We start from the raw sequence: 12,910 nt of genomic DNA, 5'->3' as shown, positions 1-12,910 counted from the left end.
CTATCGATCAGGGCGGATGCTTCGAGACATCGCGTCCAACGACTCACGCTGATCCAACTTATGAAGTCGACGGCGTCATTCATTACTGCGTTGCCAATATGCCGGGAGCAGTCCCGCTGACCTCAAGCCAGGCACTGAATAACGCCACGCTGCCGTTTGGTTTGGCTCTCGCCAACAAGGGATTTGCAGCCGTGCTCGAAAATCCGCATCTGCGTGCAGGCCTTAACGTCTATCGGGGCCGGCTAACTTACAAGGCCGTGGCAGAGAGTCTCGGCCTGCCTTTCTCACCGATCGAACAGGCTGCGGCCTGATCCCAGAGGCCTCCCTAGGGGGCGTTTCCTCCCAGACTTGCCGGGCCACTCTTTGGAGTGGCCCGGTTTTTTTGGCTGCAAGTCTAACCTAATCCAGCGGCCAGTGCTGCCTTCATCTGCGCCTTCAACACCGGGCAGCAGTTCGCTCGCGGTCCGGTCCGGTACCGTCCTCCCTCCTGCGCGCCGATTCGAGTGGTTGCTCCAGCATGCGGCGGGTGCGTACAGGCTCGGAGGAGCCGACAGCGGCTCAGCTGGCGCAAATCATCGAGCCATGTCGGACAGTAGGAGCACTCGGTCCATAGGGATCCGTGATGTCGCCGCGATAGCGGCTCTCGGCTCAGGGCCGCCCCTGAAACTGCCCCGTCCAAAGATAGGGTGCAGGCGCGGATGTCCCCGATCGCCGGACCCGCAGCTCGCGATGCCGCGCAATGGCATAAACAAGACGCGACTTGGAAGGCGCTTACCCAAGTGCCGAATGAGCTGGAGCGAAGGCATGAATCTCGTTTCGGCACTCGAATATGCAAGGGTCGCTCAACTAGTAGAGTAGAGGAGTGAGACTGCGGCTTTTTGCGTACTATGTGAGTGAGCGATAAAAAAGCGCGCAATCGCGCGAACTGTCGGATTGAGTGAGAGACTCTCGACGTTAGAGTGTTTTTATTCCTCAGGCGGATGCTCAACGGGAATCGCAAAACTCGCTTTCACGCGATCGACTATCACCATTGTCTTGAAGCCCTTAATGTTAGGGTTTTCATAGAAAAATCGTCGGGTGAACTGCTCATAATCTTCCATGCTGCGCGCGGTAATGTAGAGGACAAAGTCAGCGTCACCGGTGACGTAAAATCCATTGACGACCTCAGCTGACGACTTAATGGCCTTCTTAAATCGATCGATTATATCTGATCGTTCTCGCTCGAGGCTAACGAGCACAAGCATCTGAATAGATCGTCCCACGGACTTCGGCGAAACGATCGAGACATCCGCCTCAATGATGCCCTCCGAGCGGAGTCTCTTCAGTCGTCGCTGACATGCAGTCGCGGAAAGCCCTGCCATTTCGCCGATTACGTCGGAGGTTAGACGGTTATTCTTTTGCACAATCTCGAGGATCCGGACGTCGATTTGATCATAGTGCATAGTCGGCTCCAGGCTTCAGTTAAATTGCGGCGCTGAATGCCTGCACCACGCAGGAAATCCCCCGAACCGCAGGGGATACGACGCAAATATGTTCACAACATCAGTATCCTGGATGCATGGGCGTTTCAACAGATGGCCGCATGAGCCTACAATAGCCAAGCCTCCAGTGGCGGTGCCCGGATCGTGGCTCGCGGTTTGCCGATGCGATCGACCGCAAGTCGATTGAGAAAGAAGTGTTCAGTCAGGTTGCGTCAGCCTTACCATTCGATGGCGGTGCGTCATCCCCGTACGCCCGGATGATTTTGAGCCGGCTCATCGGGAGCTTCCACGCGACGTGGTGCCGGACGGTCGCCCCGAAGTTAATCGGTGCCTATCCCATTCGGCGAATAGAGAAGTCGCGCTCGACACAGGGGCGCGCCGAGAATCTAGAAACCCAAGTACGTCTGCTTTGCGATTGAGGGAGTGCGCATGTCGATTGATATCAAAGAGATTCGCGAACAGGACCGACACGGCGTCGTGCCTCCCTTCACGCATCTCAAGGACTTTGACCGTTGCTGACCCGAGAGAAGCATGTATCTAGCGCGTGCAGCACGATGGCCAGCGGCCCGCAATGGTATCGGTGTTCTTAGCTTGCTCACGTTGAGACAGCCTCTTCTTCCGAGCTGGCGCCGCGTTACGATAGGATATTCGCTTTGCACTTGACGCTTCCTGCACCGGGAACGGGGTCGGTCGCTTGCCGACCGGATCGGTGTGTAACGCGGATTGCCTGCGCAATAACCATCCTATACGCAGTAAATCGGCGTATATAAACGAATAGGCGCACAAATTCACTGAAAATCGCTGATATCGTTCCATGATCTATCTCCGAGGTGTATGCTGAATGATGCGATCGATAGTCGATACCGAGAAGCTGCTTCAATTCGAAGATCCCGAGCCGGTCGGTGTCCTGAACGGTAATTCCGCCTCCGACTTTTTGCTGAGTTGCGAGCATGCAGGCAATGCGGTGCCGGCAGTTTTGAATGGTCTTGGTCTGGGCGCCGGCGCGCTCAACCAGCACATCGCTATCGATATTGGCATCTTGGGAGTATCGGAAGTCATCTCGGGCCTCATCGGGGCGCCATTGGTCTTTCAGAGGTATTCGCGACTGGTAGCTGAGTGCAATCGGCGCGTAGAGTCCGATCAGGTCATCCCGTGCATCTCCGACGGAACGGTAATTCCTGGAAATCAGGCTCTTAGTAAGGTCGCGCGCATGCGGCGCATCGAAGAAATCGTGCTTCCGTATCATCAGGAGATTGCTGGTCGGCTGAACAGAAGCCGTGACGATGGCGCCGAGACGATTTTCGTATCAATGCACAGCTTTACTCCATCGCTCAATTCGGCTCCTGCTTCAAGACCGTGGCATGTCGGTCTCTGTACTGGTCCGGACGAGCGGTTCAGCCGGCATGTTGAAACCGCGCTGCGTGCGGAGGTAGGTGTCATCGTTGGGTTCAACGAGCCGTACAACGTTGACATGACCGAGGAGTATGCGATCCCGATCCATGCAGAGGCACGGCAGTTGCCTTACTGCCAGCTCGAGATCCGGCAGGACCTGATTAAGTCAGACGCCGGACAGATCGAGTGGGGGCGGCGGGTTGCTTGCGCGCTTGAAAAAGCGCGGAACACATTCTTTGCGGAGCTCCGCGAGAGCTAGTCGATGGCGGCCGAAGCGCAATATATGTCATATGTCAAGCAACCAATTCGGAGAGGATCATGACTATCCCGCCCATCGACGCGCCTCACGGTGCCTACCGCGAACGGCCCATCGAGCTCGCGAAGACCGCACTTCTGAGTGTGGACATGCAGAACGCGGAATTCAACCACGACATGTTGCTGAGGTCACGTGTCGCAGGATCTGATCTGGCGCACAAGAACGACTTTTTTGAACGCATGGCGGCGGTGGTTATCCCCAATCAGGTCCGCTTGCAGCGGGCCGCTCGGACTGCTGGTATTGAAGTTGTGTTTACAGTCATCGAAAGCCGTACTCAGGACGGTCGCGATAGGAGTTTAGACCATAAGATATCTGGGATTCACGTTCCCAAAGGTTCGGGGGATGCTCAAGTTATCGATGCCGTGAAGCCCGAGGGTGATGAAATCATCATACCAAAGACCTCGTCGAGTGTCTTCAATTCTACTAACATCGAGTATGTATTTCGCAACCTCGGCGTGGAGTACCTGATTGTGTACGGCGTAATTACCGATCAATGCGTCGAGTCAGCGGTGCGAGACGCAGCGGACAAAGGCTTCCTGGTGACTCAAATCGAAGATTGTTGCGCTGCCGATACTTCCTTGAATCACGTGCGATCTATCGAATCCATGCGCGGGCACTACTGCCGCACACGTACCACCGACCAGATGATTGCGGAGATTGATCAGCTTGCCAAGCGTGGGCTCGATCCTCGGAAGATCAGCCGATGATATGCGCGAGACCAGTCGAGCCAGCGTCGGTCGGGTATCGCAGAGCTACTATACACTTTACGCCACTTGGTCGGGCGCGGAGGCTATCTAATCGTGGAGCGGGGGGACGAGGCCGTTGGGTATGAAGAGGTCTCGCGCAACCGCGTAGGGCGTGTCGAAGCCTCAGGGCGCAGGATGAATTCGGTGTGCTCGTCGTGAGTACGTAGATCGCGGCCCATTGGCACTCAGGGCCTCGATCGGCCGTGAGGCGGGCGGTTAAGTGTGTGCTGATGTCGGTAAATACCTGACAACTATCGATGGACTGTGACAGTCGCGTCGGACTGAGATTGCTTTTGGAGGGAATGATGATCGCCGAGGAAATGGTTGTTGCCTGCTGCACAGATCTTGCGGGCAAGGTTCGTGGCAAAGGCTTCCCAGCTTCGCAGTTCGAGAAACGTATGAAGCGGGGGGTCGGCTGGACGCCCACGAATGTCCAGTTGACCTGTTTCGACACCATTGGCGAAAGTCCATTCGGCTCGCTTGGCGACCTAGTCATCATTCCTGATGAGGGAGCAAGGGTGCGGGTAGAACTCGGTGACCTTGTGCCCGTTGAACATTTCGCGCTCAGTGACATCCGCCACACGGACGGCCGGCCTTGGGAGTTCTGTACTCGTTCGATCCTCAAAAGCGCTCTCGACCGCCTGAACCTTGTTTCAGGTTTAACGCTGTTCGGCGCCTTTGAACACGAGTTCCAAATGCGGAGCGCGGCGAGTCTGATCGGGGAGGCTTATACCCTTAATGGATTCCGTCTGGAACGACGGCTCGCTGAGTCCGTCGTGGCCGCAATGCGCACGGCAGGTTTGGAGCCGGATACTTTCATGAAAGAGTTTGGCGCCGGGCAGTACGAAGTCACGATGGGGCCGTCCCGTGGAGTCGCCATAGCAGACCAGTCGACGATCCTGCGCGAGTTGGTGCGTCTAGTTGCAGGTGCTCTTGGGAAGGAGGTTACCTTTACACCGATCCGCGACCCTGCCGGCGTAGGCAACGGCGTGCACATCCATCTCAGCTTTCTCAATAGTGAAAAGCCAGCAACCTGGGATCCCAATGGAAAACATGAGCTTACCAAGACGGCTGGCCAATTCATTGCTGGTATCCTGAAGTATCTCGACGCGATCGTGGCGATTACGGCGCCGAGCGTCGTATCCTATCTTCGACTGACACCGCATCGCTGGAGCGCGGCCTTCAACAATCTTGGATTCCGCGACCGCGAAGCTTCAGTGCGTATCTGTCCTGTTTCTGATTTGAGCGATATTTCGAAAGCCGCTCAATTCAACTTTGAATTTCGTGCAGCGGACGCTACGGCGAGCCCCCATCTGCAACTCGCGGCTATCGTCCATGCTGGCGTCCAAGGCATCGAAGAAGAATTGCCGATTCCGGACGCAACGACCGAGGATCTCTCACTTCTCGATCCGTCAACTTTGGCTGCTCGTGGCCATGTGCGCCTACCGAAATCATTGCCCGAAGCTCTTGATCATTTTGTGGGGAACTCCACTGTCACTGGATGGTTTCCCGCAGGGTTTGCTGACACATACGCAAAGCACAAAGAATGTGAGATGGCCTTCCTCGAAGGCAAGCCCCAACAGGAGATCTGCAGCTTATATGAACGGGTTTACTGAATGAACGGAATTGCAAAACCAAGTTGATCCGCTGGCCCTCCAGGAAAACAGGGTTTTGGTGCATCGCCCCGGAGTAGTCTCTAGCGCGGACCGAACTCGAAATCGTAGAGTCTGCGATTCAATTCGGGATCCCTCGAGTAAAAAAACCGAACGAAGAGGTCGTAAAGAACAGAAGAGGGCGATCTGTCCAGGCCGGATCATACCATCAACTCCGACACGGGTTGGTGCAGCTCGTGCTGAGATCGACTGCTCGACCGCCTCATCGTGCCGCCAAAGAAGCGAGAAGCAGCGCCCGGCTATCGAGCTCCGCTTTGCGTTCGGATCTCGCGCCTGACGGTGTCCTCCTTGAGATCAGCCGATTGGCGAGAGTTTGATGTATCTTCGAAGCGCAGCTGACCCGAGCCGATCGGATCCCAACAACGGCGCGGTGGATAGAACCCCTATGTCCTTGCGCCTGCGATCGAGTGCATCAGCAAGAGCTCAAGAGCTAATGAGTTCGGCGTTAGTGCCAATGGTCGCGTCGCGCGCGCCGTCTCGGGCTGCATGCCGCTGCTGGCAAGTCGCTCTGATGGGCATGCTCAGCAATGCTGCCGACAAAATCTTACCCGTGCATGGTTTGTTGAGGGCGCTGGAAAGGCGCTCACTATTTTTCCACTACAACTCGGTTGAAACGACAACTAGGCTGACCCAGCTCTATTTAGTTGCGCTTTGTCGAAAACGAAGTCCCGTATGCGCACTTCACTTCAGCCGAAATCCGGCAAATAAACGCGGTTTTTCGAGGAATTTAATCGCGGCGGCGTGACTCAATGCATAAAGCGAGACTGACGCGGGGGTACAGTCAATCAAATTATTCGTTACCTTCATGACAGGGCAGAAACCAAGATGCGGGGGAGAAGACCCAAGCTATGCCCAATAGAGCGTCCGATTCCTAGAAGACTTCACAGGTCATATTCTAGGCCTGATCTCGCGAAGCATGCATCGCCAGCGTCGTTTTCAATAAGCGACACCATGCGCGAACCTGAGAGAAGGAGCCGAAATGGCCAATCTTGAAGCTGCAGTGAAAGCCGCCTGGAAGGCGATCGACGAAGAGCGGAGTTACGCGACCGACCTTACGCAGAGGCTCGTTCGAATTCCCTCGGTCAATCCCAAGTTCATCAACGACCCCGCCCAGAATCGCGAGCGCGCCGTCCAGGACGTGGTCGAATTGGAGCTCGGTTCGATCGGCATGTCGATTGATCGATGGGACGTGTTTCCGGACAGGCCAAACGTCGTGGGCCAGATCGCGGGCGCGGAAGAGCGTAGCCTTCTTTTGTGCGGTCATATTGATGTGGTGCCTGTGGGCGAGCGAAGCACCTGGACAGTCGATCCCTTTGGTGGCGAGATCAAAGACGGCAAACTCTACGGCCGCGGTGCGGTCGACATGAAGGGCGGCGTAGCGGCGGCGATTGCTGCAATCCGAGGTATTCGCGCCGCGGGCATCGAGCTCCAGGGGCGTATTGCCCTACATTCCGTCGTCGATGAGGAAAGCGGCGGCTTCGGCGCAAAGGACGCCATCAAGCGCGGCCATCTCGCCAAGGCGGCTGTAATCACAGAAGCAAGCTGGGGCGATATTCAGGTCTGTGAAGGGGGCCTGGAGTGGATACGCATCACCATTACTGGCCAACAAGGACATTCTGCGTGGCGGTACAATGAGATTTGGCCACAGCGCGACGGGCCTGACCGGCTGCGACCAGCTGTGAATGCGATCGACATCGCAGCGCGCTTCCTGGACGCCCTTCGGAACTTCGAAAGCTCACGATGTCGCCATCGCCAGCATTCGCTGCTGCCCCCCGGTATGAACACGATCAATGTCGGCGCGATGCGCGCTGGTGCAGGGCTCGGGCCCGACGGGTTGCCCCTCGTAATGACCAATCCCGCGATCATTCCTGATGTGGCGGTTATCGACCTCGATTACAAATTCCTTCCGAACCAGACAAAAGAAGATATCCGGTCTGAGTTCGACGCCTTCGTGCATCATTTCTGCCAGCAAGACCTTTGGTTGCAGAAGCACCCGATCAGGGTCGAATGGGATCTCGCCGGGATGCATTTCCCGCCCATAAATACTCCGCCTGATCACGCGGTCGTTCAGTCGCTTTTAATGCGCCGAACACAGCTCGGCGGAAAACCAAGGATTTCTGGAGTCACTTTCGTCACCGACGCCGCGCACTATGCCGGTGCAGGGGTTGACGCAGTGATATGCGGTCCATTGGGCGACGGTTTTCACGGCGTCGACGAGTACGTGGACATCGCGTCGTTGGAGGAGACGACCAAAACCCTGGCCGCCTCCATCATCGATTGGTGTGGCGTGAAATGATTCATAAGTGCATGGAAAACAGGGGACGTCATCATGAAGCTTTCTAGTCTTTGGACGCATCTCGCTTTGGTTGTTGTAGTCGCGGCAACTCCCGCCTTCTCTGCTGACAAGCTTGCCAAGATCGGCGTTCTCGCGCCGCTGACCGGGGGCTCAGCGGCGGACGGAAACGAAATGATTAACGGCGCAAAGCTTGCCGTCGAAGAGATTAATGCGGAGGGCGGCGTAGTCGGCTATAAGCTGCAGGTGGTCGTGGGTGACACCCAGAATCAATCGGCCGATGCGGTGACCAGCGCGATCGAGCGTCTTGCCAATGACCGTGAACTGAATGCGATGTTCACCGGTTACGCTAGCGGCAGCAATTTCGAAATCGAGACCATGGCCGAGCAGGAAATGCCCTATCTGATCGCGGCGAACTCTGCCCAAACGCGGGATATCATTGCGCCTCATCCGGATAAGTATCCGACCATCTGGTCATTGAATCCGTCCTACGATGCCTACAATACGGCGATGGTACCGGTTCTCAAGGGACTTCAGGCGAGTGGAAAGCTGAAGCTGCCGAACTCGAAAGTGGCGCTCATCTCTTCGGACAATCCCTATTCAAAGACGGTCATGAGCGGTCTCGAAAAGAGCTTCAAAGAGGCGGGCTGGACAGTTACCTCAACCGACCTCCTGCCGTTCGGTGAGATCGACAACTGGCGCACCTTTCTGGCGAAGGTCCGCCAGGACGATCCCGCGGTCATCATCAATACCGACTACCAGCCGGGAAATGCAGCCAAGTTCTTAACCCAGTTCCTCGAGCAGCCCACGAACAGTCTGGTTTTCATCCAGTACGCTCCCTCGGTGCCCGAGTTTCTCAAGCTGACGGGCAAGCAGGCGACGGGCGTCGTCTATAACCTGCTGGGCGGCACGCTCAATACGCCCAAGAACCCGCGCGCTGCCGAGATCATCAAGAAGTACAAGGACAAGTACGGCAACGACCCCGGTTCTTACGGTCCGGCGCTCTATGAGGAAGTAATGATCTATGCGGATGCGCTGAGGAAGGTCGGCGACCCGACCAAGCGGCTTAATATTGCCAAGGCGATCGGCGAAACCAAGAAACAAATCGCGAGTGGTATGCTCTCCTTCGATCCGAAGACGCATCTAGCCGTCCAAGCCGACAACGCAATTCCAATCCAGTTCTTTCAGATCTGGGACGGCAAGCGCGTCCTGTTCTACCCCGAGCAATATGCGGACGGCGAATTTCGTATGCCCCCCTGGATGCACCAATAGCGTTGCTGGCCTAGGGCCACGCGGCATCGCTGTGTGGCCCACATTTTTTCAACGCGAACCGTGAAGATTTAGGATGTTAGAAGCAAAGAATAGCGAGCCGCTGCTCGAGGTCCGTAACGTGACCCGACGCTTTGGCGCGCTTATTGCTCTTGACAATGTTTCCTTCTCCGTTCGGAAGGGGGAGATCTTCGGCATTGCTGGTCCAAACGGCAGCGGCAAGAGCACGCTATTCAACGTCATCACCGGCATTCCGTTTCCGCCGAGCGAGGGCGAAGTGCTCCTAGCCGGCGACCCGATCCACCGGATGAAGCCGCATCAGATCAGTCGGGCGGGAGTCCTTCGCACATTCCAAAAGGATGCGGAGTTCGCCACACTGAGCGCCGGCGAGAACGTTTATGCAAGTGCTGTATATTGTGGTCAGATGACTTCGGCCGAAGCGAAGCATGCCGCTGAGCAGGCGCTCGATGACGTGTCCCTGGCGGGCGAGCGGCGGACGAAGGCCGCTTCTGATCTCTCGGTTTTCGAGCGCAAGCAGTTGATGATCGCTTCTGCAATCGTAGGGCGCCCCAAGGTGCTTCTCCTCGATGAGCCTGCCGCTGGCCTTACCAAGCCTGAGATATCCGGTCTTTCCGATCTGATTCGTACCGTGAACGGACGCGGTATTGCCGTCGTCCTCATCGAACACGTACTGCCGCTGCTCCTGGAAGTGTCCGAACACCTCATGATCCTAAACCACGGCGCGGTCATAGCTTCAGGCAAACCGCAAGATGTGGTGCGCAACCGCGAAGTCATCGAAGCCTATCTTGGCAAGCGGGAGGCGAGGCTTTGAGCAACAATACGAACGCACTGGAAATCGTCGATTTGCGCGCCGGTTATGATGCTTCGGATGTACTGCTCGGCATCAGTCTCCACGTCGGATTGAGGGAGCGCGTCGGACTCTTTGGGCCCAATGGGCATGGTAAGACAACGCTTCTGAATACGATTTCACACGTGATCGGCCCGCGGGCAGGAAGCATACGCTTTATGGGCGAAGCCATCGATGCGCTTGCGTCTCAAAAGATCGTGGCGCGCGGCTTGATCCATGTGCCGCAGGCCAACCGTCTCTTCCCCGACATGGAGATCATGGAAACTCTCGAGCTTGCAGCCTTCACTCCACGGGCGCAGAAGGAATTAAAGACAAATCTGGAGTGCGTCCTCAGTCTTTTTCCTCGGCTCGCCGAGCGCCGGCGGCAGCAGTGTAAGACACTCTCGGGCGGCGAACGACAGATGCTATCAATTGGTGTTGGGCTCATGTGCGCGCCGCGCATGCTAATGCTCGATGAACCGACACTCGGACTTTCGCCTAAGCTCAAGGACGAGCTTGCTGAAGCAATCGCCGAGATATCGTCGCGCGGCATTCCACTTCTTCTCGTCGAGCAAGACATCGCATTCGTCCTGTCGCTGGTCGACCGGATGTACCTAGTCGATCATGGGGAAATTAGCCGCGAAATCAACCGAGGCGCAGAAGTTGACCATCAAGACATAATGGACATGTATTTCGGTTCGGAGCGCGCATAATGACGAGCGACATCCTTAGCGCCATCATTGTCAGCGGTATCGTGCTCGGCTCAGGCTACGCTTTGATGGCGAGCGGATTATCCCTCGTGTGGTCGACACTCGGTATCTTCAATTTTGCGCACGGGGTTCTCATGACGCTCGGTGCCTATCTTGCCTGGACGGTGTCCGACGCGGCCGGCCTCGATTTCGGATTGGCTACTGGGATCGCAGTCTCAATAGCAGCCATGGTCGGTGTCGGCATTTTGATAGAACGGGTGGTAGTTCGGCCATTTTACGATCACCGCGATATCTTGCTCATTACTGTCATGACGACGCTCGCCGCTATGATCGTCATCCAGAAGGGAATTCAGCTGATTTGGGGCGCGAGGCTTAAACAGCTGGCTCCGATTATGCCGGGGAATGTCCGCCTCCTCCAGACAACGATCTCCGCGCAGGAAGCGCTCATCATTGTCCTGGCCCCCCTGGTGCTCTGCGCGCTTTGGCTCTTCCTCGGTCGGTCTCGGATCGGACGCGCAATACGAGCGGTGGGCCAGAACCCGAGCGCGGCACGGCTCATCGGCATCGACGTCTCTCTTATTTTCATCATTGCGTTTGCCGTATCGGCGGTACTCGCCGGATTGACGGGAGTGCTTCTTGGCTCGGTTCGCCTTCTGACCCCCGAATTCGGTGCGGAGCCGCTCGTTAAGGCATTGATCATTGTTATCTTCGGCGGGCTCGGTTCGCTCAGTGGGACAATTCTCGCTGCCTATATTATAGGCCTGCTTGAGGCAACCCTGGTGTTTCTCGTCGGCATCTATTGGGCGCCCTCCTTGATCTTCGTCCTGCTCATCTTCGTGTTGATCCTCAGGCCGCAGGGCCTCCTTGGAAAGGTCGTGCGCTGATGATGGTCCTTCCTAACAGGAAGACATGGTTAGTCAGCGGCCTGGTGGTTGCAGGGCTCCTCGTGCCGATCTTCGTCCAAGACGTCTATCTGCGACATCTGTTCATCATTTCGTTTGTTTACGGGATTGTGGCCGCAAGCTGGGACCTTACTCTCGGCTATGCCGGGATTTTCAATTTTGCCCACGTCGCGTTCTTCGGCGCCGGGGTATATGCAACTGGACTGACAGCAAAGCTTCTCGGAATCGATCCATGGGCTGCGATGCTCATAGGTGGGCTTGCCGCTTCCGTTGCCGCTGTAATCGTTGCATTACCGGTTGTGCGCCTGCAGGGCGTCTATGTGGTTCTCGTCACCTTCGCATTCAGCCAGCTCGTGATGCAACTTGTGATTAACCAGTCGGATATTACGGGCGGAACTCAGGGCATGGTGCGGGTGCCGACGATATGGCTACCAAGCTACAATTTTCTACGGGACTATAAGTTTGGCTACTACTATGTTGCCTTTATGCTGCTCGTCACCACAATCGTTTGCCTGCGGTGGCTGGTGCGCTCGGACTTCGGTCTTTCGATCAGGGCTCTGCGCGATAACGAGGATTATGCTGTGTCGCGCGGCATCCCGATTGCGCGGCAGCGTCTCAAGGCGCTTGTCGCGAGTGCTTTCTTCACTGGGGTGGCCGGCGGCTTCTACGTCATATACTTGCGCGTGGCATCGCCGGAGGTCTTCGACTTCTCGACCGTCTCGCTAGTCTTGAGTATGGTGCTCGTCGGCGGCACCTCTAGCATCTACGGCCCGGTATTTGCGGCGCTCATGCTGACTTTCACCTCAGAAGGCCTAGCCAATATCGATAACTTCGCCGAAGGCCGCCACATGCTGGTCGCGGTGGTGATGATCGTCGTCCTTCTCTTTCTTCCAAAGGGACTCGCTTCAGTAATGTCAAACAGTCTCGGGGGAAAAGCGTTGGAGATGCTTTCGAGGCGAAAACGGATGCTCGCGCCCAGCGTCGATGACGTCGAGCAAGAAAAGAGCCGAGCTCCCGTTTCTTTAGATCGTTTGACCTGAACCCCGACGCTCCTGGTTGCGCCAGGAAGTCGGCCATGGTCAGTCGTGTCGACGGAGAAGTTCTACTGCATTTCCGTCCATCACGATGCCCTCGATGTATGCAGCCTATGCACCTCTTCAAGGCTCGAGCGCAGAGCGACAGAACGGAGTCGATGCGGCTGTGCCAGAAACGACAGCCCATTCGATGTCGTCGTAATGGGCCCGCTACATTGGTTCGAGCATTAGTCGTCCGTGAACAAGG

10 protein-coding genes and 1 pseudogene are annotated in these 12,910 nt (G+C 56.4%); 10 read left to right on the top strand and 1 reads right to left on the bottom strand.

Annotated elements, in window-relative coordinates:
* Positions 1 to 311: pseudogene (locus FXB41_RS24890) on the top strand (alanine dehydrogenase); the annotation flags it as partial.
* A gap of 654 nt (positions 312 to 965) precedes the next feature.
* On the opposite strand, the gene FXB41_RS24885 reads toward FXB41_RS24890, so the two are convergent.
* Positions 966 to 1,442, bottom strand: coding sequence for an Lrp/AsnC family transcriptional regulator (locus tag FXB41_RS24885; protein WP_219683536.1), 477 nt, complete (start codon positions 1,440 to 1,442; stop codon positions 966 to 968).
* Between the two features lie 880 nt (positions 1,443 to 2,322).
* Between FXB41_RS24885 and FXB41_RS24880 the strand changes: the two genes are divergently transcribed.
* From FXB41_RS24880 to FXB41_RS24840, 9 genes are all read left to right on the top strand, one after another.
* On the top strand, positions 2,323 to 3,132 hold the full coding sequence (locus tag FXB41_RS24880) for an N-formylglutamate amidohydrolase (RefSeq protein WP_219683535.1): 810 nt from the start codon (positions 2,323 to 2,325) through the stop codon (positions 3,130 to 3,132).
* 59 nt (positions 3,133 to 3,191) lie between these two features.
* Entirely contained in the window at positions 3,192 to 3,896 is a 705-nt protein-coding gene (locus FXB41_RS24875) for a cysteine hydrolase family protein (protein WP_219683534.1), read from the top strand.
* A 344-nt stretch (positions 3,897 to 4,240) separates the two neighbouring features.
* Positions 4,241 to 5,551 (top strand): type I glutamate--ammonia ligase, encoded by a 1,311-nt coding sequence (locus FXB41_RS24870; RefSeq protein WP_219683537.1) that lies wholly within the window; start codon positions 4,241 to 4,243, stop codon positions 5,549 to 5,551.
* A 1,036-nt stretch (positions 5,552 to 6,587) separates the two neighbouring features.
* The gene (locus FXB41_RS24865) at positions 6,588 to 7,904 is read left to right on the top strand and encodes a M20 family metallopeptidase (RefSeq protein ID WP_219683533.1); all 1,317 of its coding nucleotides are present in this window, start codon (positions 6,588 to 6,590) and stop codon (positions 7,902 to 7,904) included.
* A gap of 33 nt (positions 7,905 to 7,937) precedes the next feature.
* Positions 7,938 to 9,173 carry an ABC transporter substrate-binding protein gene (locus FXB41_RS24860; RefSeq protein ID WP_219683532.1) on the top strand — a complete coding sequence of 412 codons (1,236 nt, stop codon included), beginning with the start codon at positions 7,938 to 7,940 and terminating at the stop codon, positions 9,171 to 9,173.
* A 73-nt stretch (positions 9,174 to 9,246) separates the two neighbouring features.
* Positions 9,247 to 10,002: an ABC transporter ATP-binding protein gene (locus tag FXB41_RS24855; RefSeq protein ID WP_219683531.1), complete on the top strand. Its 756-nt coding sequence runs from the start codon at positions 9,247 to 9,249 to the stop codon at positions 10,000 to 10,002.
* Positions 9,999 to 10,730 carry an ABC transporter ATP-binding protein gene (locus FXB41_RS24850; RefSeq protein ID WP_219683530.1) on the top strand — a complete coding sequence of 244 codons (732 nt, stop codon included), beginning with the start codon at positions 9,999 to 10,001 and terminating at the stop codon, positions 10,728 to 10,730. The genes FXB41_RS24855 and FXB41_RS24850 overlap by 4 nt, the downstream gene beginning before the upstream one ends.
* A complete protein-coding gene (locus tag FXB41_RS24845) occupies positions 10,730 to 11,611 on the top strand; it encodes a branched-chain amino acid ABC transporter permease (RefSeq protein WP_219683529.1) in 882 nt (293 codons plus the stop codon). The genes FXB41_RS24850 and FXB41_RS24845 overlap by 1 nt, the downstream gene beginning before the upstream one ends.
* Positions 11,611 to 12,669 (top strand): branched-chain amino acid ABC transporter permease, encoded by a 1,059-nt coding sequence (locus tag FXB41_RS24840; RefSeq protein WP_219683528.1) that lies wholly within the window; start codon positions 11,611 to 11,613, stop codon positions 12,667 to 12,669. The genes FXB41_RS24845 and FXB41_RS24840 overlap by 1 nt, the downstream gene beginning before the upstream one ends.
* Positions 12,670 to 12,910: the final 241 nt, after the last annotated feature.

The sequence above is a fragment of the Bradyrhizobium canariense genome (assembly GCF_019402665.1).
Lineage (GTDB): Bacteria > Pseudomonadota > Alphaproteobacteria > Rhizobiales > Xanthobacteraceae > Bradyrhizobium > Bradyrhizobium canariense.
The sequence above is the reverse complement of the archived record's forward strand: the minus strand, read 5'-3'. Positions and strand labels throughout refer to the sequence as shown.